The following is a 22,203-nucleotide window of genomic DNA, read 5'->3' on the forward strand; positions in this document are numbered from 1 at the left end:
AAAAAAAAAAAAAAAAAAAAAAAACAATATATAATATTGATGAATTTTTTCATATATTTGTTACTAAATTTGTTTAATATGCAAAATATAAACGGAAGTTAAGACGAAAACTAATTAAATGGTCTTGTGTTTTGTTGTGGTTTTCTCTTAAATTAATTTATGACACAAGGGGCTTTTTTTCATTTGTTACTATGTTTACTCTATATGGTTATTTCTTTTATTCAACAACTTGATAAAATATAAGATAAAATTGACAAAAAGCACAAGGAGGAACTGGAGGGACACTGAATGCAAAGAAGCTAAAAACAGCAAAAATCTAAGCACATACAAGGAATATTTAGAACTTACATAAGTAAATAAGTAGTGAAAAATTGAGGTTCTTATTTTGTCAAATTCAGTCCTCCTGTGTTTTAGATTTTTAAAACTAAAAAAGTAAAGCCATATTTAAATACAAAATTCTGTTAATCCTTAGCTCATAAAATATCGCTTTACTCCAACAACTCCAATATTTCCTCTTTAGAAAATTTTCCTATAAACGATTGACTTGCTTCGATTAAGCTATCAAATAAGTCTTTCTTTTTCTGCTGCAAAGCAAGTATTTTTTCTTCTATTGAATTTTTGGTTATAATCTTAAATGACTGAACAACATTTTTCTGACCCAGCCTGTGTGCTCTTGCTGTTGCCTGGTTTTCAACTGCCGGGTTCCACCATGCATCAAAGTGAATAACAACGTCTGCGCCAGTAATATTGAGCCCAAATCCACCAGCTTTTAGAGAAAGTAAGAAGACATTTCTCTCTCCACTGTTGAACCTGTTCACCATTTCAACTCTGTCTTCAGCTTTTGTTGCACCGTCTAAGTAAAAGTATAAAATTTTTTCCTTGTCAAGCATTTTCTTGATAATAGATAACATTGAAGTCCACTGAGAATATATAATTACCCTGTGCCCGCTTTCTAAACAGTCTTGTAAAATTTCTTTCAGTGCTTCCATCTTACCAGAGCTTCCTTTGTAATCTTCAAATACAAGCTTTGGATGACAGCAGATCTGTCTTAGTCTTGTTAATAAGGAAAATATTTTTATTTGACTTTTTTCAAACCCAGCTGAATCTATTTCTTTTTCAATCTCTTTTTTGGCTGAAACTAAAAATTGCTTGTAGATTTTTTCCTGTTCAGGGCTCATTGCAACTTGGATATTTGTTTCTATTAGCTCAGGAAGTTCGATTAATACATCTTGTTTTACTCTTCTTAAAACAAACGGTTTTATCAGCTTTTTTAATTTTTCCAAAGCATTATTGTCTCCGCTATAAATTGGCATTGCAAAACGCTCAACAAATTTCTCAGCTCCTCCTAAATACCCAGGAAGTATAAAATCAAAGATTGACCACAGTTCTATGAGATTATTTTCGATTGGTGTACCTGTCAATGCAAATTTAGCATCTGCACAGATTTCTTTTACAGCCAGCTTTATTTGTGAGTGAGGATTTTTTATGTACTGTGCTTCGTCCAAGATACAAACACTAAAATCGATGTCTTTATAAAGTTCTATATCTTTTCTCAAAAGTGCATATGATGTAATTACAATATCATATTCTGGTATTTTTTCTATAGCTTTTTTGCGCTTTGCAGGTGTTGAGTCAATAATTAAAGTTTTCAGACCTGGTGCGAATTTTTCAATCTCTTGTTTCCAGTTATAAATAAGTGATGTTGGCACAATGGCTAATACTGGTTTTTTAATTTTTTGCTTATTTGCAAGAATAAAGCCAAGTACCTGAAGCGTTTTTCCAAGCCCCATATCATCAGCTAAAATTCCACCAAGTTCATTTTCAAATAGAGAAGATAACCATTTTATTCCAAGTTTCTGATAATCTCTTAACACACCTTGAAGCTCAACCGGGATTTGGATATCAGTTTCTTTAATATTTTCTATCTTTTCGATAATGCTTTTTACACTTTCAACTCCGGTTGCTTGAATTCCGCTTTCATCTAAAAGTTTTGTTATAGCTACTGCTTCTTGTAAAGAAAGCTCAGCTTTTTCTTTTATAACCTGGCCTATGTCAGATGCAGAATCTATAAATGAAACTAATTTTTTCATATTTGGACTATCTAAAATCAAAATTGAACCATCTTTGAGTTTGTAATACTTTTTCTTTTTCTTTATTGCATCAAGAATATTTTTAAGCTCTGAACTCTCAAGCTCATTACTTTCAAGCCAGAAGTCAATTGAGTGTTTAGAATATTTTAAGCAGGGGATAATTTTTACATCTTTTTTAATTTTAAGCTTTTTAAAATCTTCTGAATAATAAACGTCAGTTATCTTTTGGATTTGCGAAACACCTTCTGCTAAGAATTCCATGAACATATCGGGGTCAAGACATTCATAATAAAATTCTTGGTCAGATTTTATCTCATTAAACCCATAAGCAAACAAAATACTTTGAATCTCAAACAAACTAAAATAATCAAATAATGGAACTTTCTTGGTTTTTGAAATTGTATCAAATATTTCATTCATTCCACTGATTCTTGCAACAAACCTTTCATTCTCAAATTCCAAATATAATTTGGGTTTAATAATATAATCTTCTAAAATAAATTTTTTGAGGTCAGGGTCAATTTCTAATTCAAAGTGCTGGTCTAAAAATAGATAATATTTATTCATAAAGTCACAAAAGTCTTCTTTATTAAGGGTAAAAAATTTAACGTATTCAACTTTAAAAAAATTAAATACTCTATTTGCTTCAGCCATTTTTTTAATTATTGAAGAAAATATCTTTTGCTCTGGTGTAAGCTTGTAAAGAGTACCATCTGAAACAAAATAACTTCCGTCGCCATATAAAAATTTTCTGTTAGCAATATCTATTAAATCACTGTAAAGTCTTACCTGATTATCTTCGAGTTTAAATGAAATCTTAGGTTTTACTTTAGTGCAAAGATCAACTTTTACTTTTTGAGCATCATAATAATTTGCTACAAAGTAATCAAAAGATATAAAAATTTCTTCATTGTCAAGGATTTCGATTATTTCATTTGCAATTTTTGCAGGTAAGTAAAGAGTATTTTTTTCTGTTTCTAAATCTAAAAAGTTCAGATACTTCAAAAGTACATCCAAAAATTTTTTGTCTTTTTCACCAAAAAAATGATAAGTAGGATTGGACACAAAATTCTTACCAAACTGAAATGGTTGTTTTTGTTCGTATGCTTTTAAAAATTCTGGTATATTTGAAACTACATAATCTCTTTTAAGATCTGAAGTTTTTATCTTTAATTTCAAAGTTATTATGTCATTCGAAGAAGAACCAAAGTATTTTTCTAAAAATATATTGGGAGACTTTTTAGATAAGTTATCAAGTGAAAACTTTATATAACTTTCTTCAAAATTGCTTGATATAAACTGATAAATGCGAGAGTTTTTTGTTTTTTCCTTCTCAATAGCCTCATTTAACTTTTGTTCTAACATTTGAGACAGAGTTTCTTGCATCTTATTTAGGCTATTGAGAATATATTTACCGTCAGCAAAACTTTTTAACACAGCAATTATATGCCGGCAAAAATCTTCAAACTGAACAAAATCTTCAATATCTATTTCTTCTTCTGATTCAAAAGTGATATTTTCTAAACTGCATGAACATGCAGCAGTTATGATTATATTTTCAATCTCAATATTTCCAAAGAAGTCCTGAGACATATATAAAGGCAGAGCAAAATCGATAAAAACCCAGTATTCGTTCTTGCCATCTTCTACTTTTGCAAATATTGCATTTTCTTCTTGGTCATACTGAATATTTTCTTTTTTAATTTTTCGAGCAAGGTCAATTCCCTTTTCAAAGGCTTTTCTGTTTTTTGCAAAATATGCAAGTTTTTGCTCTGAGAGAAACTGCACAATTGTTTGATAATCAAGTTCTAAAGACATTGTTTTTCACATCCTTTTTGCATTTATAGAGCTTTTCATCCACATTGATTTTATCAAAAAATGAACTTTATTCAATAATCTAAAAATTATTAGAAATGCTCAATTCTCTTATCCAAAACAAAAAGCCTCATCCCTTAAATTTTCAAGGAAAGAAGCTTAAAGATTAGATTAATTGCCAATTGTTATTCGAATAATCTCAAGCTTTTTCTCAATCATATCTGGTATTGGCAAATTGTATGGGCATCTTGTTACGCAAACTCCACATTTAATGCAATTTTTTGCTTTTTGATATGCATCATAAAACCAGCCAGACTTTAGAGTATTAAAAGGTAGTCTTTTCATTGCTGAATCTGCATGGAGTATTACCCAAATAGGAATTTGCTGAGGACATGGCTGACAATAATTGCATCTTCTGCAAAATTCTTTGCCGAGCTCTTTTCGAATATTTTCTATTTCTTTCATTTCATCATCAGTCAAAGGGCTAAGGTTCATTGCTACATTTACGTTTTGTTCTAATTCCTCAATAGTTTCTATTCCAGGGTCGGGCACGACAAATTCTTTTTGCAATACGTATTTTAAAGATAGAGCAGCGTTTGGGATAACACCGCCACCAACTGGTTTCATTGCAATTATTCCGATATCTTTTTGGAGTGCTAATAGGAAAACTTTGTCTTCTACATCTGTTTCTATTATATTATAGCAAAGCTGGATTACATCAAATTTATCTGTATTTATTAACTTTTCAAGAATTTCTGTACTGTGGCTTGAAGCGCCGATAAATCTAATAAGCCCTTTTTCCTTTGCTTCAACCAATCCCCAGTATGCGCCATCTTCAGAAAATACTCTATTGAATGTATCTAAATCATTTATGCCATGTAGCTGATAAATATCAATTTGTTCGACACCAAGGTTTTTAAGGCTTATTTCAATATCCTTCAAAATTCCTTCTTTTGTTCTATTTTGCGATTTAGATGCCAAGTATACTTTTTTGTTAGTTCCTTTCAAAGCCTTACCAATTTTAATTTCACTATCAGTATAGCCTCTTGCAGTGTCAATCAAATTAATTCCAACTTCAATTGCTCTTCTGATTAATCTTATAGCAGACTCCTCATCGATTCTTTGTATTGGTATTCCACCAAATGCTATTGGAAAAACTTCAATATTTGTTCTTCCAAGTCTCCTGTACATCAATACATATTCCCCCTTACCACTCTATTGTCTTCATCAATTAACTGCACAGAACACAAATGATAATAAAGTCCTTTTTTAGCAATAAGCTCATCATGCGTGCCAACCTCTACAATTTCACCTTCTTTCAAAACTATGATCTTATCTGCCTTTTTTACAGTAGATAGCCTGTGAGCAATTATTAATATCGTCCTTGTTCCTGCCAAGTTGTTGATTGCTCTTTGAATCTCATTTTCAGTCTCTGTGTCAACAGATGATGTTGCTTCATCCAAAATTAAAATTGGTGCATTTTTCAAGACAGCTCTTGCAATTGCCAAACGCTGTTTTTGGCCTCCAGAGAGCTTTACTCCTCTTTCGCCGATTACCGTATTGTAACCCTGAGGAAGATTTTGGATAAAGTCGTGAGCACAGGCAATTTTTGCAGCTTGAATTATTTCATCCATGGTAGCATTTTCTTTTCCGTATGCAATATTTTGTGCCACTGTTCCGTTGAACAAAAACACATCTTGCATTACCATACTGATATTATCATGCAGAGATTTCAATGTAACATCCTTTATATCAATATCGTCAATTTTAATTACACCTGAATCTGGGTCATAAAAACGATTTAATAGATACATAATTGTAGTTTTTCCAACACCGGTGGGGCCAACAAATGCAACCATTTGTCCCGGCTGAATTTCAAATGAGATATTCTTCAGAACTTGAATATCAGGATTATATGAAAATGAGACATTTTCAAATGTGATTTTTCCTTTAACATTTTTAAGCTCAGTGGCATTTTCTTTTTCTTTGATTTGTGATTCTGTTTGAAGAATCTCAAAAACTCTCTCAGCACCTGCCAAAGCTTGCTGAACGTTTTCAATAACTTGAGATAGCTGAGTCACCGGTTGATAGAACATGCTAAGATACAAAATAAATCCAACAATATCTTGCACTGGAACTTTTCCTCTCAGGGCCATAAGTCCACCAACAGAAACTACTATCACTGTTCCAACAGAGCTTAAAAAACTTACAGTTGGATGAAACACTGCTGAGAGCTTGAGTGCACTCAAAAGTGCATGAATGTGCCTGTAAATTTTTTCTTTTATTTTTAAAAGCTCTTTTTCCTGCTTGTTGAAAATCTGTATTTCACGGATACCTGAGAGATTGTCTTGCAAGTCGGCATTTAAATCTGCTAAGGCTTTTTGAGCTTCTCTAAAATTTGGCAAAATCTTTTTGGCAAAGACTGTACCGCTTAAAATCAAAAATGGTATAGGAATTAAAGATAGCGCAGCAAGAACAGGATTTATGATAAAAAGAATGGATGCAACACCAAGTATTATAAGAGAATTCGTAAATAGCTCTGGTACTGCATGGGCAATCAAGACTTCAAAGTTTGCAGTATCATTTACAACTCTTGACATAAGCTGCCCTGTTTGTTTGTCTACGAAATATCCGAAAGAAAGCTGTTGAAGCTTGCTATAAACCAAAGTTCTCACATGTGCAACTAAATTCCATGCTGCATAATGTGAGAGATAACTATTTAAAAACTGAAATACAATCCTTAAAATGTAAGATAGAATCAATATAAGAGAAATGTTGATTATCATTCTTTTTGCATTTGGGTACTTGCTAATATTTGTAATTATTCCCGTCAAATCCCTCACAAGCCACGGACCAAGAAGGTTTAGTGCTGTGATAGCAAGCATGGAGATACCAGAGACAACAAGATATTTCCAGTATGGTCTTGCCATCTTCACAAGCTTTATCAAATACCCCATTCAATCATCTCCTTGAAAAACTTACTCAATGATTTCAAAAAGTCCAAATCCCTGAGAGTTTTTTGAGCCAAGTCCGCAGTAATATGCCACCTCCATTATTATTGGGTCAGTTTCAATTGTATAAAAACCAAGCCAGCCTTTTATAGGCGTCTTTTTAAAAAGCATGGGTTTAAAGTGTGTTTTTTCTTCAACCTTTAATGGTTTTAAATCAAATTTAAAGTTTTTTTCGTCAAAGTCTTTTATTAAAAGCTTGCATTTTTTCATCAGGTTTTGAGAAATGAGGTTATAAAACTCATCCTCAAAAGGAGTAAAAAAGTGTTTGTATTCTGAATTTTCGTTTCTGATTGTTTTGTATGCACACATAGGAGATAACATTTTTATTTTATGGAAACTTGAAAATTTCGGTTTTCTGAGCATATTTGCAGATGTCACATATAGTATATTATCTTTTAGATAGATTTGATCTTTTTTTAAGAGCCCGGTTGAAAACTTTGTAATAAAATCCTCAACAGGTGAAGAGATTATAAGTGAAACCTTTTTGTCAAAAACTATCTTTTTGTTTGAGTCATTTCCCACAATTTTAAATGGTCCTTCTAAGCGAGAAAATGAAAAGAGTTTAAAGTTTTTCAAATCAACCTCATATCCCTTATCATGTAAAAATGTTGCATAGATTTTATCATCAATAGTATTGTATATCATGGACTGGACAAAGTAGTTGTAATGAATAGGAAGTTCTATTGGCTTTTGGGATTCAAAGTCTACTTTAAGGCGCAACGTAACAATCTCCTTTCTTATGTTGTTTCTCTTTCAATAAGAGAAATAGGCAAAATGTTTTTATTTTCTACTTTTTTGCCTTCTATCAAATTTATCAGAATTTCAATAGATTTTTTTGCAATTTCTTCTTTATTTTGCCTTATTGTTGTTATGGAAGGTTTATACCATGAAGCTATGTTAATGTCGTCAAATCCTATTATTTTTAAATCATCAGGGACGCGTTTTTTAAAAGCCTCTGCAACTTTGATGGCTGTAATTGCTATCATATCACTACTTGCAAAAATACCATCGATAAATGGATTTTTTTCGAACAGATCATTGATTATTTTTTGATACTCCTCCATATCAAATTTATTTAATTTGGTTTCGACAACAACATGCTCAATATTATTTTCAGATACAACTTTCAAAAAGCCATAATATCTATCATTAGCAGGTGTATTTAATTCCAAGGGACCACTAATATGTGCTAAACATTTACATCCTTTTTGAATTAATAAATTAGTTGCTAAAACTGCTCCTGTAAAATTATCTGAAGTTATATAAGGTATATCATCAGATAGATATCTATCTAAGGCTACAATTGGAAAATTCAGATTTTTATAATCTTCTATATCTAATGTGTGACTTCCCATGATTATCCCATCAACTTGATGTCTTTTTAACATGTTTATATATTCTTTCTCTTTTTCTGGATTTAAATATGAATTACAAAGTAGAATTTTGTAGCCGTTTAAGGAAGCATAATATTCAATATATTTAGTAACTTCAGCAAAAAAAGGGTGGGAGACATCAGGAATAATAAGTCCAATAAAATAAGATCTTTTCTTATATAGAGCTCTTGCAATTTCATTTGGTTGATAGTTAAGCTCTTCCATGGCTTTGTAAACCTTTTTACGAGTCTCTTCACTGATATATCCTCTGTTATTTAGAACTCGAGAAACAGTTGTTACAGTAACTCCTGCTCTCTTTGCTACATCCTTTAAACTTGCCATTTTTATTATCTACCTCCATATCTTATTTTATCATTAATTCGCATTAATTTTAAATTTATTATTAAATTTTTGTTGGCTCAGCGGTGTTAGTGTAGCAATTACCTCATCAATATAAACAAAATCTGGTTTATGCAAAAATCACTAAAATTTTTGTATGTCAACCGCTTGACATATAATCAAAAGTGATATATACTTAAACTAAATTAAATTTTAATTTCAATGGAGGGTGGTTTTTTGATGAGTTTAAAAAAATTTTTATCAACGATGATAGGTGTTGTGTTAGTTTTCATTTTAGTTTTTGGTATTTATTCATTGAACATTACTGTTTCAAAAGCAGGATCTAAAAAGGTAAAAATAACTTTGATGAGCACAAAGGGTGAAATTAATTCTCAGTTAGAAGACGTAGCAAAAAGTTTTTCCAAAACTTATCCTAATGTAAATTTAGAGATTATTCCTGTTGGCGCAGGTCAGTCACCTTTTGAAAAACTCTCGACAATGTATGCATCTGGTAATGCACCAAGTATTTCTATGATTGATTCTTCAGATGTAGCAAAATTTAAAAGTTACTTTTTAAATCTTACAAAAGAAAAATGGGTAAAAGACGCGATAAATGGCACTTTGGATGATATTACATTTAATGGGCAAGTTATGGGTTTTCCTTTTGCTATTGAAGGCTATGGGCTTATTTACAATAAACAAGTAATTGAAAAAACAATAGGGAAATTTAATCCTTCAACAATAAAAACAAGAAATGATTTAGAGAACCTATTTAAAAAACTTCAACAAAAGAAAGTTACACCTATTTTAATATCGCCTTTGGATTGGTCTTTGGGGGCCCATTATCTTGGCATAGCTTATGGTGCTCAGTCAAAAGATATGCAAAAGAATTATGAATTTATTAAAAAATTGAAAACTGGGAAAGTAAATTTGCAAACAAACAAGGTATTTAACGGTTTGTTAGATACATTTGATATGCTTAGAAAGTACAATTATCTAAAGAATTCGCCTTTGGCTGGAACATACGAGCAAGGACCACAACTATTAGCAAATGGAAAAGTTGCTTTTTGGTTCATGGGTAACTGGGCATGGCCACAAATAAAAGATGCAAATCCACAGAATAGCGAATATGGATTTTTACCAGTACCAATAAGCAATGATCCAAATGACTTTTATAACAAAGCAATTGTTGCTGGTCCATCTAAAATCCTTTGTATTGATGCTAAGAATAATAGTAAAGCTCAGCAGTTAGCTGCAAAGCAATTTTTGAATTGGCTTGTGTATAATTCTGATGGACAAAAAGCATGGGTTTATACTTTAAGCATAATTCCACCTTTTAAAAATATTAATTTAACTCCAAATGATCCTCTTGCAAAATCAATTATTAGTTACTTAAAAGAGGGTAGAACTTTTAGAACTCCTATTTTACCTTCTGATCATTGGCCTAAAGTAGGTGCTTCTATGCAAAAATACTTAGCAGGTATAATTAAACGCTCTCAATTATATACAGAAATAAAAAATTATTGGTTAACAGTAAAATAATTAAAAACAAAAAGAAGGATAGTAGATTAAAGTCTGCTGTCCTTCTTTAATTCTTCTTTGTTATGAGGAGGACAGATAATGAAGAATAAGGCAAAAAATGTAGTTAATTATATAATTTTTACTGGTATAACGACAATGGTATTTTTAACAGTTGTGATTATTCCTTTCTTGTACGGGGTTTATTTAACTTTAACTGATTGGAATGGTATTGAAGCTACAAAAAAGTATGTAGGTATTAGGAATTATATTTCGATTTTAAATGATTCTACTTTTTTATATTCCTTCACATTAACTCTAAAATATGTTTTTTTTAGTGTTTTGTTTATTAATCTTATAGCTTTTTTATTGGCTTATTTATTAACAAGCGGGATAAAGGGACAAAATGTCTTCAGAATTGCACTTTTCACTCCAAATTTAATAGGTGGTATTGTATTAGGGTTTATATGGCAATTTATTTTTAATAATACCTTACCTTATATTGGTCAAAAAATAGGACTTGGATTGATAAGTAATTCATGGTTAGCAAGTCCTCAGAAGGCTTTTTGGGCGTTAGTGATTGTAACAGTGTGGCAATATTCTGGCTATATGATGATGATTTATATAGCTGGGCTTGTTGGAATACCTCAAGATATAATTGAGGCATCAACTATAGATGGAGCAGGTCAATTAACAAGGATTACTAAAATAATATTGCCCTTATTAGCACCTTCTTTTACAGTATCTGTATTTTTGTCTTTACAAAGAAGTTTCATGGTTTATGATTTGAATCTTGCTCTTACAAAAGGAGGTCCATTTAGAAGTACTGAACTTGTATCAATGCACGTTTATAGCGAAGCATTTCTATCCCAAAATTATGGAATTGGTCAAGCAAAAGCTATAATATTGTTTATTACAGTTGCCATTATAACTTCGATCCAGGTATACCTTAGTAAAAAAGCAGAGGTGGAAGCTTAAATGTCTAAGAAGGTTTATAAAGATTATATTAAATTTTTTATTGTCTTGCTTATTTCTCTTTTATATATATTACCATTTATTGCTGTTATTATTAATTCATTTAAAACAACAAATGATATAATGGCGAATCCATTAAGTTTACCAACAAAGTTTAGTGTATCAAACTATATCAAAGCAGCAGAAAAAATGACCTATTTAAGAGGATTTTTGAATACTTTAATAATTACTTTTTTTAGTATTGGTGGTATTGTAGTGTTTTCTGCAATGACTGCATATTTATTTGTAAGAAAGAAATGGAAATTAAATAGATTGGTATTTAGTCTTATGATAGCTTCTATGATTATACCTTTTCAAGCTATCATGATTCCCTTGGTAAAAATCTATGGAACTCTCAATTTACTTAACAATATGTGGACATTAATTTACATGTATTGGGGATTTGGAGCAGCCTTTGCTGTTTTTATGTATCATGGGTTTATAAAAGGTATTCCTTATGAATTGGAAGAAGCAGCTTATGTTGAAGGTGCAACGGAATTTCAAACTTTTTGGAAAGTAGTATTTCCTCTTTTAAAACCAGTGACTACTACAATTGTGATATTAGATGGACTTTGGATATGGAATGACTTTTTATTACCAAGTCTCATACTGATTTCAGCTGAAAAAAGAACTTTACAACTTTCAACATTTTATTTTTATGGTACCTATACTGCTGATTATGGATTAGCCATGGCAGCATTAATTTTAACGATAACACCTATAATTATTGTGTATCTTATTTTACAGAAAAATATTATTAACGGTATCTTAAAAGGAGCAATAAAATAAATAACAAAATTGGAGTGTCAAATATGGAAAAATTAGATCTACTAAAAAAGGCTAATGACTACGTACAAACGTATAAGAGTAAAATTAATAAAAAATATCGCTTAAAATTTCATTTAATGGGCGAATGCGGATGGATAAATGATCCGAATGGTTTTGTCTATTATAATGGAGTCTATCACTGTTTTTTTCAGTATAATCCATTTGAGCCTTTTTGGAATGCAACTTATTGGGGACACGCAATAAGTGATGATATGATTAAATGGGAATATATGCCAATTGCTTTAGCTCCTGATATGGATTATGATAAAGATGGTTGTTTTTCAGGAAGTGCAATTGAAAAGGACGGAAAACTATATTTAGTATATACTGGTCACATAAATAAGAATCACAATAATTATATTCAAACTCAATGTCTTGCATTTTCAGAAGATGGTATAACGTTCCAGAAATATACTAATAATCCTATTATTGATTTAAATGATTTACCAGATGATTCAAACAAAAAAGATTTTAGAGATCCTAAGATTTTTAAGATGGATGATTATTATTATATGGTGATTGCTTCTCAAGATAAAAAAGGTAGAGGTCAAATTTTACTTTATAAATCGCAAGACCTAATAAAATGGAATTATGTTAATACGATTTTGAAAAATGAAAATATAATTGATGGAGATGTTTGGGAGTGTCCCGATTTATTTTCTCTATGTGATCATGATATTTTGATTCTATCATATCAAAAAAAAGAAGGGGAAAAAGTTCTTAAAAGTGAAAGTATATATTTTGTTGGTAAAATGGATTATGAAAGAGGTAATTTTAAGATTGATTATTACAATAAATTAGATTATGGTAGGCATTTTTATGCACCACAAACAACAGTTGCACCTGATGGTAGAAGACTGATGATAGCATGGATGGATAATTGGAATGTAAAAATTCCAACTCAGCACGGACATAACTGGGCTGGGGCTTTAACTTTACCTCGGCAATTGGAGTATGTAAATAATAAATTAATTACAAAACCTATTTATGAGATTGAAAGATATAAAAAGGAAAGGATTAGTGTGGAAAAGAATATTAATAATGATGAAATAAAGTTAGATTGTTGTAATTTAGATACATTTGAAGTAGACTTTAGTATGAGTTTTAATGAATTGAAGAACATAGATATAGAATTTTATGACAAAGCAAATAATAAAAAACCTTTCTTTATGATGAGTTATAATTCAATATTAAAAAAATTTGAAGTCGAAATTGTTGAATGTGAGGAAATACAACAAGAGTGTATTCCTTCAATTGCTATAGATGATTTATTAAAGATAAAATTATTAGTAGACACTTCGTCAGTAGAGATTTTTCTTAATGAGGGAGAAATAGTTTTTACTTATAGAATTTATCCAGCTGAAAAAATGGATTTTGTCAAGGTACAAATATACGGCCAAGGCAAGATATCTGCAAAAATATATGAAATAAAAATTTGATTTATGCCCCCTTGCTTTAAAAAGTTTTATATAACAAGGGGGATTCCTTTTATTTTTCATTCATAAATATTCTTATTTCATTCAAAGAGAACTCAAAAATTCACTAAGCTTTTTAATTTATTCAGGTGAAAGTTTGGATGTATGTTTCAAAAGTTCTCTGACTTCTGGAGATATTTCAACAATGTCTTCTTTAAAAAATTCTGACAGACTTATATTAAAAGCTTTACACAAATTTCCAATTGTTGAGATAGTAGGTTGTTTTATACCTCTTTCGATGTCCTATAAGTTTGATTGTCCGATATTTACTAAATCTTGCTAATTTATATTGGCTAATTTTGTATCTTTTTCTTAGTTATTTAATTCTTTTTCCTACATCCATATTCTGATCGCTCCTGATCCTACAGTACTTCATTAATAATAAAAATTTATGGAATGAATAACAAAAGAATGCATGATACACAATATATCATTTTTAATTAATTATCTTCTCATATTGAAGTGCGATTGTAAGAATTTCTTTAATATAATTCTTTGCTTGATCATTCAAACTTCACCATTAAAAATAATTATTTCTTTAGAATTTTCAAGTTTAACAAGCAAGTCTTTTATAATTTTTACAACATCTTTTTGTTTTTCAAAGCAATTTCTATTATGATTTTTTGGGTTCATTAATTTTTTGAATACTCCAGAAAAGTATACAGTACCACTTTTGTTTGCTCAGTTTAAAGGAATATATGTTACAGACTGGGCACTTATGATAGCTGCATCTACGATAGCAATAATTCCTGTTTTGATTGTTTATTTGCTGGGGCAAAAATATATAATTGAAACTATTGCTTTGACAGGTATAAAAAGTTAGCATACTGTAATTAAATGGTAAAGACATATCAAATATTTAAAAAATATATCAAGATTTTAAATTGCTATAGAAAAAGAAAGTACCTTGATGATATTATTAAAGTTGCGGGATAAAAATTTATAAAGAACATAAAGAAGGGGGCAACAAAATGCCAATAAAATTCAATCCTCAAACATCCATGTTTTTCATAGAAGCAAAGGATACAAGCTATGTAATAAAGCTTTTCAAAGGCAAATACTTAGCACATGTTTATTGGGGAAAAAAAATAAAAGAGTTTGAATGGATGGATATAGACATTACAGCAGGAAGAGTCTTTGGTGCAACGCCAGACCCCAACGATAAAACATATTCTTTTGAGACTATGCCACAGGAATATCCAGCATATGGAAATTCAGATTTCAGGCATCCTGCATACCAAATCGAACAGGAAGATGGCTCTCGCATTACAAACTTAGTTTACAAAACTCACAGAATCTATGATGGAAAGCCCAAACTTGAAGGTCTTCCAGCAACATATGTCGAGTCATCTGATGAAGCCCAGACACTGGAGATTGACCTTTATGATGATTTGATTGACTTGAAAGTCACATTGATTTATACAGCCTACAAAGATTATGATGCAATAACAAGAAGCGTAAGATTTGAGAACTTAGGAAAACAAAAACTAAAAATCCTTCGTGCAATGAGTGCATGTGTTGACTTTCCAGAAGGGGATTTTGAACTTTTGCACCTGTGGGGTTCATGGGCAAGAGAAAGATACATAGAGAGAACTCCTCTTATCCACGGAACTCAGATAATTGAAAGTGCAAGAGGTGAAAGCTCACATCAGCACAATCCGTTTATAGCACTTTTATCAAAGGGTGCGACCGAAAAGTTTGGAGATGTTTATGGGTTTTCTCTTGTCTACAGTGGTAATTTTGCTGCAATTGTTGAAAAAGACCAGTACAACCTTGTTAGGGTGACAATTGGTATAAATCCATTTGAGTTCACCTGGGTGTTAGATCCAGGCGAGAAGTTTCAGACACCCGAGGTTGTAATGGTTTATTCACAAGAGGGCTTGGGAGGAATGTCTCGCACATACCACAAGCTTTACAGAAAAAGACTTTGCAGAGGAGCATATCGAGACAAGAGAAGACCGATTCTTATAAACAGCTGGGAAGCAGCATATTTCAATTTCAATGAAGAAAAGCTTTTGGCATTGGCAAAAGAGGCAAAAGAGCTTGGGATTGAGCTGTTTGTTTTAGATGATGGTTGGTTTGGTAAAAGAGACGATGATACAAGCTCACTTGGAGACTGGTTTGTTGACAGAAGAAAGCTTCCAAACGGTTTGGACGGGCTTGGGAAAAAGTTAAATGAAATGGGGCTCAAATTTGGACTGTGGTTTGAGCCTGAGATGGTCTCGCCAGATAGTGAGCTTTACAGGAAACATCCTGATTGGTGCATACAGGTGCGAGGAAGGACACTGACACAGTGCAGGAACCAGTACGTTTTGGACATCACGAGAGAAGATGTGAGAAAAGAAATTTTAAGGATGATGAAAGAGATTCTAAAAGCAGCTCCAATTGAATATATAAAGTGGGACATGAACAGGCCCTTAACAGAAGCTTACTCTCTTGCTCTTCCACCAGAGAGGCAAAAAGAGGTCTTCCACAGATATGTTTTAGGACTTTATCAAATGATGGAAGAGCTTACAACAGAGTTTCCACACATCTTATTTGAAGGATGTTCTGGCGGTGGTGGAAGGTTTGACCCGGGAATTTTGTATTACATGCCTCAAATTTGGACAAGCGATGACACAGACGCAATCGAAAGGCTTAAAATCCAGTTTGGAACAAGCATAGTGTATCCAGCATCAACTATGGGTGCGCATGTATCAATTGTACCAAACCATCAGGTTGGTAGGATAACACCAATGAAGACAAGAGGAATTGTAGCACTTTCTGGCTGTTTTGGATATGAGCTTGATTTGACAAAACTATCTCAAGAGGATAAAGAAGAGATAAAGAGACAGATTGAACTTTACAAGAGAATTTGGCATATAATATTTGAAGGTGATTTGTACAGGCTAATTTCTCCATTTGAAGAAAATGTAGCTGCTTGGATGTTTGTAACAGAAGACAAAAATGAGGCAGTTGTGTTTTATGTGAATATATTAGGTGAGCCAAATCCGTCAATAAAGAGACTCAAGCTTGACGGGCTTGATCCTGATAAGAAGTATATTATTGAAGGCGATGAAAAGATTAGGTTTGGAGATGAACTTATGAACATAGGAATAATGATTCCACGTACATGGGGTGATTTTAATTCTCATATGTGGATTTTAAAAGCTGTTCTGGGGTAAAATATTTACAAAATTTTAAATAAAAAAGAGCTTTCTACTCTTGGTAAAGAGAAGAATAAAATAAAAAGTGGAAAAACAAGAAATTCACACGAGGGGGAACCCGAATGGCTTTAATCAACCTGGAAACGACCCTGCAGCGGGTCTGTACAACGCTTGCCAAATTGACTCCGACGCAAGGTCTGGAGATCCTCTCGTATAAGCGTAATCGAGGGATTACTATTCTGAAGCTTGATGAGAAAACTTTTTTAGTGCGCGAGCGAGGCTATGAAAAGGGCGAGTTCCGCGTTTCAGAATCAGATCTTCCTAAACTGCTCAAATCCCTAATGAAGAGGGAGTTTCCACGGAGCCGCAAGTTACGAATCTACCGGCTCGCCGGTCCAGATGAGATGGAACGACCCCGGAAAAAACTCTGACAGAGAAATGGGCTCCGCAAACCCTTCTTCTTCAGGGGATGGGTAAGCGGCTTTGAGGCCCAAGCTTAAACCCGAAGTATGTTGAGGGGTACCAAGACATCTATGGTAAGACATATAGGATTCCTGTACCAGTTGAAAAGGTTATGCGTTCGTATCCTCGTATTGTCAAACATAAGTTAGGGTGCTGACACAATGAGAGATAAGCCTATGATAGTCACTCAGGCACAATTTTGTTTTTAACATCCCTTTTGGTCATCTTTTGCTTCTCATAGGATTGTGGTAGAATAAAAATAATAAATATTTTTAGGATAATAAGTGTTGAAGTGCTTTTAAATTTTATTGCTATATTTAGTTATACTTACAAATGGAAAAAGATACCTGTGTTCGTTGATGATTTAAAGAAAGCAAGTCTGAATAACCTCAATAGCTGACCTTCAGACGAAAAAATTGCGAAACATCAGGTGCTAACAAATTCTACAAGACTGAAAATTTTGGCACATATTTTAGTACTTCTACAATATACTTACTACCAGAAGCTTTCAGTATAGGAGATTTATAATAGTAACAGCCATGTTTTTCCTTATAGTGCAAATGCTATGCTGAAAAAGGTGGAGAATGATGAGGACGGAAGAGAGAAGGAACAAGATAATTGAGATTTTAAAAAATGCAAAAAAAGCTATATCGGGGACTGAACTTGCTAAACTTTTTGGTGTCACAAGACAGGTGATAGTGCAGGATATAGCTATTTTGAGAGCTAAAGGCATTAAGATATTGTCTACCCCTCAAGGTTATATAATAGATCACACGAAAGAAAATTCGATAAAGATAGTTTTTGCTGTTAAACATGAATGCGAGAGGACAGAAGAAGAATTAAATCTCATAGTTGACAATGGAGGGAAGGTGCTGGATGTAATTGTAGAACATCCTTTGTACGGTGAGTTAAGAGGCCTTTTAATGCTTTCCTCAAGGTATGATGTAAGCAAGTTCATGGAGTTTGTAAAAGAAGGCAAAGCGAAACTTTTGTCTTCGCTGACAGGAGGAGTGCATCTTCACACTGTTGAAGCAGATAGTGAAGAGGTGTTGAATAGGATACAAAAGATATTAAAAGAAAAAGGTTTTTTAATGGAATAATAAATATAGCCACTTAACAAATCTAAGAAGTGGTTATTTTATTTTTGACAGATGTATATACACCTGTGTATACTATGGCTATAAAAATAAAGGACAGGAGGTTTTAGTGTGAGAGCAAGAGAGATTACAATTGGAGGACTTTTGACGGCATTCTCAATACTTATACCCTTAGCCTTGGGAGGAGTATTGGGAGTATTTATACCGCCTTTTTCGGCTACCCTTGCATCTCATGTACCTGTAATGTTGGCAATGCTTATAAGTCCTGCAACAGCACTATTCGTAGGTATTGGGTCTGCAATAGGTTTTCTAATTAAGTTAGGGCCTGTAATAGCGGCCAGAGCGGCAGTTCACGCAGTATTTGGATATGTTGGGGCGAAAGTGATACAAAAAGGATATTCTTTTCCTATTGCTTTGGCGATAACAGTTCCCATACATGCTGTTTTGGAAGCTGTGGTTGTAATGCCTTTTGGGTTTGACTTTTACAAAGCATTTGTTGTTGTGGGAATAGGGACAATGATTCATCATGTGGCAGATTCATTAATTGCAATAGCAGTTTTTTATGCATTAAATCCTATTTTAAGACTAAGGTCTCCAAATGCAAAAAATTAGTTTTTCTAAAAATATTCAATTTTGAGACATTCTTTTTGTGGAAATTATATGAGCGATGGATAAAGAAAAAAAATTAATTAAACAGAACAATATGCAGTCGAAATCACCTCTTCGTGTTCTTGACACTGATATTTCAAGATTACCTATAGGTGTTGCAGGAATTCTTAAGTAAATGCAATCGAATTTTATTTTGACATCCTAAAGCAGCAAAAAGCTTATAATTTCTACAACTTAGAACTATTTTAAGAAAAAGTTTTCCCTACAACCGCTTAACACTATCAAAACTAGTTGATTAGATTTAGGTTTGGTAGTATAATTGTAAAAAAACAGGAAAGTGTGATTTTTATGATAAGAAAACTCTCAAATGCTGATTTTGAAACTCTTATGGATTTTGTCCGAAAGGAAAAAGAGTGGAATATTTTTATAATTGGCGATATCTTGAGTTTTGGTTTTGACTCACCGGTTGTTGAGGTTTGGGGAGAATTTGATATAGTATCTGGAAATTTAAAAGCAGTTCTTCTTCGCTATCGCAGAGATTTGATTTTCTATTCAGATTCTGACAGCTGGGACATTGACTCATTTTGCAACATAATACTTACAACAAAGTGCAAAGTTTTTTCTGGCAAAAAGGATGCTGTTATGCCGTTTTTGAAAGCACTGAATGTGCTTAATAAAAGAGAGCAGCTTTTTATGAAGCTTGACAGCAGTGTAGATAAGAATAAATTAGAACTTTCTCAGGAAGAATTTGAAAAGGTCAGGGTAATAAATAAGGATAATTTAGAAGAAAACCTTGACAAGCTTGAACTGATAGTATACCTATATCAGTCTATAGAAGAATTTTTAAATCCCTCAACGTTTGAACAGCTAAGACAGGATGTTTTGATGGGAAGAAGCAGGATATATTATATAGAAGAAGATGGGATGGTTGTATCATCTGCGCGGACAGGTGCGGAAATTGCAGACATGGCAATGGTTTTAAGTGTTTGTACAATGCACGAGTATCGTTCAAGAGGATACGCTACTATGTGCATGAAAAGACTTTGCAGTGATTTGATAAAAGAGGGCAAATCGCTTTGCTTGTTTTGTGACAACCCTAAAGCTGCTAATATATACAGAAAGATTGGCTTTCAGCAGATTGGTACATGGGTAACATTGGGATTGTAAAGTATTTGTTTTAGTCAATCTTAACCACCTGTGAATAGGCAGGTGGTTCTTATTTTTTTAAATTTTTGGTTGTAGTTGTATAGATTTAGTGATATAATATAACAAAATAAAAATGGTGAGCAAACTATGAAAAAATTTGTTCTCTTTTCAGTAGTTTTTTTAAGCTTAATCTTAGCTCCCATCTTATTTACAATTTTTTCGTTTAGTCTTTTATTTTCACAAGACAGCGGTGTAAAAGAATTCGAAGAAAATTTTAACATAAGACTTCCAAGAGGTACAGTTTCAGAAAAAATATATGACGATTATGGTGGTTTTCACAATGATGGTATGAAACTTTACAAATTTGTTTTTACTCCTGAAGGTAAGAAAAGTTTTGTTTCATACATCGAAAAACAAGAAAGCTGGAAAAAGCTCCCTTTAAGTCAAGCATATCAAGCACTAATATATGGCGGAGAAATTAAAGATTTTTCTGGTAATGTTACAGGATTTGGAGGCTTTGCAAAAGAAGTTGGTCTTCCTAAAATTTCTTCGGGATATTGGAAAGCAATTGGTGACAAGTCGGTTATCACTGCAAGATGTATAGATTATGAAAACCTCGATACTAAAACTCTTATCAACCTTAATTCATATGATTTTTATTTGGCAATCTACGATGCAGAAAAAGGAATACTTTATATGTTCAGCATTAATACTTAAAAAGAACTTTCTTTATATGAAAGACAGAAACAATGTATAGAAAGTTTTCAGAGCAAAAAATTGATTGGATATTAATTACTTTCTATTTGAGCAACTTCTCAGGAAAGTTTGTAGGACAAGATTTTTCTTTTGCTTATAAATGGAATAAACAACTTTTGTTTATTTTATGTATCGTTGGTGATATTTTTTTCAACAACCTCTTTATGCAAAATTAATATTGACTTAGCTATAAAATCTGCTACTACAATTGAACAATTCTATTTTTTATATGAGAGTTGCTAAATATAAGTCTTATTTTTTGTCTTAATGGAGGTTAAAAATGAAAGATTATAGAATTATGCTGTTAGGAATTGCAATTATTCTATTTGGAATTGCCTACGAAGTGACGTTAATTGGTTATAGCCCAGCAGAATTTTTGCGATTTATAGTAAAAACATTTAAATTTATAGGCATTATTGTTACAGTAATTGGTTATTTTGAAGCAGAAAAAAAGTAATTGCATGGAAATAACGTGTACATGGAGAATAAACATTCAATATCTTAGCAAATAATGGATCAAATCTTAAGCCTTGCAGGGTGGAGAAATTTTTGGGGACATAAAGGTTAATTTTAGGAGCAGATCTACTATTTGTTAAAATAACTGATTGCTGCTCGAATTTTAACAAGTTTTATTCTGCGTTTTACGGAATAAAAGTTTAAATTAAATAACATATCTACCTGATGTCAATGAATCTATAGTTACTTTTATTTTTATAAAATTTTGGTTGTAGCCTCAGGAGTTTAATGATATAATGTAATAAAGTAAAAAAATGGAGGTTAAAATTTTGAATAATAAAAATGTTACCTATGTTTTGGTTGCTTTAATTATAGGGATTTCTTTTACAATCTCTTCTTACTTTTTATCAAATGGGCTTATAAATCTAAGGGCAGAGAGAAAAGTCATTACAGTAACAGGCTCTGCAAAAAAACAGCTTCGCTCTGACCTTGTCAAGTGGACAGGGATGTACACTGTTGTGGCAAAAGATTTAAAAGAAGCTTACAAACTTTTAGAAGAAAGTCAAAAGAAGGTGAAAGATTATTTCCTTTCAAAAGGACTTTCTGAAAAGGACTTAATTTTTTCTTCAATTTCAACTCAAACAATATATGAGATACTTCCTAACGGAATATATTCAACAAAGGTTGATAGCTACAAGCTTTCGCAAAGCATTCAGATTACATCAAAAGATGTAGACAAGATTACAGAGCTTTCTCGAAAGTCAACAGAGCTTATAAACTCCGGTGTTCAGTTTGAGTCTATGCCACCTCAGTATTATTATACAAAGCTTGCAGATTTAAAGATAGAAATGCTTTCTTTAGCGACAGAAGATGCTGTAAGAAGAGCAAAACAGATTGCAAAGAGCACAGGAAGTAGTGTTGAAAGACTAAAATCTGCTTCTATGGGTGTTTTTCAGATAACTCCGCTTTATTCAACTGAAGTTAGTGACTATGGAATAAATGATACAACATCAATAGATAAAGAAATAACTGCTGTTGTGAACTGTGAGTTTATAATAAAATAAACAG

The 22,203-nt window shown here is 32.1% G+C and carries 17 protein-coding genes and 1 pseudogene; 13 read left to right on the plus strand and 5 right to left on the minus strand.

Annotation, left to right across the window (positions count from 1 at the left end):
- Window positions 1-488: 488 nt before the first annotated feature.
- The 5 genes from ELD05_RS02395 to ELD05_RS02415 all read right to left on the minus strand — a co-directional run bounded on the left by ELD05_RS02395 (window position 489) and on the right by ELD05_RS02415 (window position 8,631).
- Window positions 489-3,908 (minus strand): SNF2-related protein, encoded by a 3,420-nt coding sequence (locus ELD05_RS02395; RefSeq protein ID WP_127351217.1) that lies wholly within the window; start codon window positions 3,906-3,908, stop codon window positions 489-491.
- Window positions 3,909-4,076: 168 nt separating this feature from the next.
- Window positions 4,077-5,096, minus strand: coding sequence for an aldo/keto reductase (locus ELD05_RS02400; RefSeq protein WP_241243580.1), 1,020 nt, complete (start codon window positions 5,094-5,096; stop codon window positions 4,077-4,079).
- The gene (locus tag ELD05_RS02405) at window positions 5,096-6,862 is read right to left on the minus strand and encodes an ABC transporter ATP-binding protein (protein ID WP_127351219.1); all 1,767 of its coding nucleotides are present in this window, start codon (window positions 6,860-6,862) and stop codon (window positions 5,096-5,098) included. The genes ELD05_RS02400 and ELD05_RS02405 overlap by 1 nt, the downstream gene beginning before the upstream one ends.
- Window positions 6,863-6,883: 21 nt before the next feature.
- Window positions 6,884-7,636, minus strand: a complete 753-nt coding sequence (gene cas6, locus ELD05_RS02410) for a CRISPR-associated endoribonuclease Cas6 (RefSeq protein ID WP_127351220.1) — start codon at window positions 7,634-7,636, stop codon at window positions 6,884-6,886.
- Between the two features lie 17 nt (window positions 7,637-7,653).
- Window positions 7,654-8,631, minus strand: coding sequence for a LacI family DNA-binding transcriptional regulator (locus tag ELD05_RS02415; RefSeq protein ID WP_013404039.1), 978 nt, complete (start codon window positions 8,629-8,631; stop codon window positions 7,654-7,656).
- 237 nt (window positions 8,632-8,868) lie between these two features.
- Here ELD05_RS02415 and ELD05_RS02420 point away from each other — a divergent pair, with 237 nt between their 5' ends.
- The 13 genes and pseudogenes from ELD05_RS02420 to ELD05_RS02475 all read left to right on the plus strand — a co-directional run bounded on the left by ELD05_RS02420 (window position 8,869) and on the right by ELD05_RS02475 (window position 22,199).
- Complete coding sequence (locus ELD05_RS02420) at window positions 8,869-10,170, plus strand: ABC transporter substrate-binding protein (RefSeq protein WP_127351221.1); 1,302 nt, start codon at window positions 8,869-8,871, stop codon at window positions 10,168-10,170.
- A 78-nt stretch (window positions 10,171-10,248) separates the two neighbouring features.
- Complete coding sequence (locus ELD05_RS02425) at window positions 10,249-11,124, plus strand: carbohydrate ABC transporter permease (protein WP_127351222.1); 876 nt, start codon at window positions 10,249-10,251, stop codon at window positions 11,122-11,124.
- Window positions 11,125-11,949, plus strand: coding sequence for a carbohydrate ABC transporter permease (locus ELD05_RS02430; RefSeq protein ID WP_013404036.1), 825 nt, complete (start codon window positions 11,125-11,127; stop codon window positions 11,947-11,949).
- Between the two features lie 23 nt (window positions 11,950-11,972).
- On the plus strand, window positions 11,973-13,427 hold the full coding sequence (locus ELD05_RS02435; protein ID WP_127351223.1) for a glycoside hydrolase family 32 protein: 1,455 nt from the start codon (window positions 11,973-11,975) through the stop codon (window positions 13,425-13,427).
- 673 nt (window positions 13,428-14,100) lie between these two features.
- Window positions 14,101-14,286: pseudogene (locus tag ELD05_RS02440) on the plus strand (carbohydrate ABC transporter permease); the annotation flags it as partial.
- 148 nt (window positions 14,287-14,434) lie between these two features.
- Entirely contained in the window at window positions 14,435-16,627 is a 2,193-nt protein-coding gene (locus tag ELD05_RS02445; RefSeq protein ID WP_127351224.1) for an alpha-galactosidase, read from the plus strand.
- A gap of 104 nt (window positions 16,628-16,731) precedes the next feature.
- Complete coding sequence (locus ELD05_RS02450; RefSeq protein WP_013404033.1) at window positions 16,732-17,040, plus strand: hypothetical protein; 309 nt, start codon at window positions 16,732-16,734, stop codon at window positions 17,038-17,040.
- A gap of 618 nt (window positions 17,041-17,658) precedes the next feature.
- Window positions 17,659-18,171: a transcription repressor NadR gene (locus ELD05_RS02455; protein WP_127351225.1), complete on the plus strand. Its 513-nt coding sequence runs from the start codon at window positions 17,659-17,661 to the stop codon at window positions 18,169-18,171.
- Between the two features lie 108 nt (window positions 18,172-18,279).
- Window positions 18,280-18,780, plus strand: a complete 501-nt coding sequence (locus ELD05_RS02460) for a hypothetical protein (protein WP_013404031.1) — start codon at window positions 18,280-18,282, stop codon at window positions 18,778-18,780.
- Window positions 18,781-19,125: 345 nt separating this feature from the next.
- Complete coding sequence (locus tag ELD05_RS02465; RefSeq protein ID WP_127351226.1) at window positions 19,126-19,944, plus strand: GNAT family N-acetyltransferase; 819 nt, start codon at window positions 19,126-19,128, stop codon at window positions 19,942-19,944.
- A gap of 126 nt (window positions 19,945-20,070) precedes the next feature.
- Window positions 20,071-20,640, plus strand: coding sequence for a hypothetical protein (locus ELD05_RS02470; protein ID WP_127351227.1), 570 nt, complete (start codon window positions 20,071-20,073; stop codon window positions 20,638-20,640).
- A gap of 319 nt (window positions 20,641-20,959) precedes the next feature.
- Window positions 20,960-21,136, plus strand: coding sequence for a hypothetical protein (locus tag ELD05_RS13955; protein WP_164742567.1), 177 nt, complete (start codon window positions 20,960-20,962; stop codon window positions 21,134-21,136).
- Between the two features lie 328 nt (window positions 21,137-21,464).
- Window positions 21,465-22,199 (plus strand): SIMPL domain-containing protein, encoded by a 735-nt coding sequence (locus ELD05_RS02475; RefSeq protein WP_127351228.1) that lies wholly within the window; start codon window positions 21,465-21,467, stop codon window positions 22,197-22,199.
- Window positions 22,200-22,203: the final 4 nt, after the last annotated feature.

This window comes from Caldicellulosiruptor changbaiensis (assembly GCF_003999255.1).
In the GTDB taxonomy this organism is placed as follows: Bacteria; Bacillota; Thermoanaerobacteria; order Caldicellulosiruptorales; family Caldicellulosiruptoraceae; genus Caldicellulosiruptor; species Caldicellulosiruptor changbaiensis.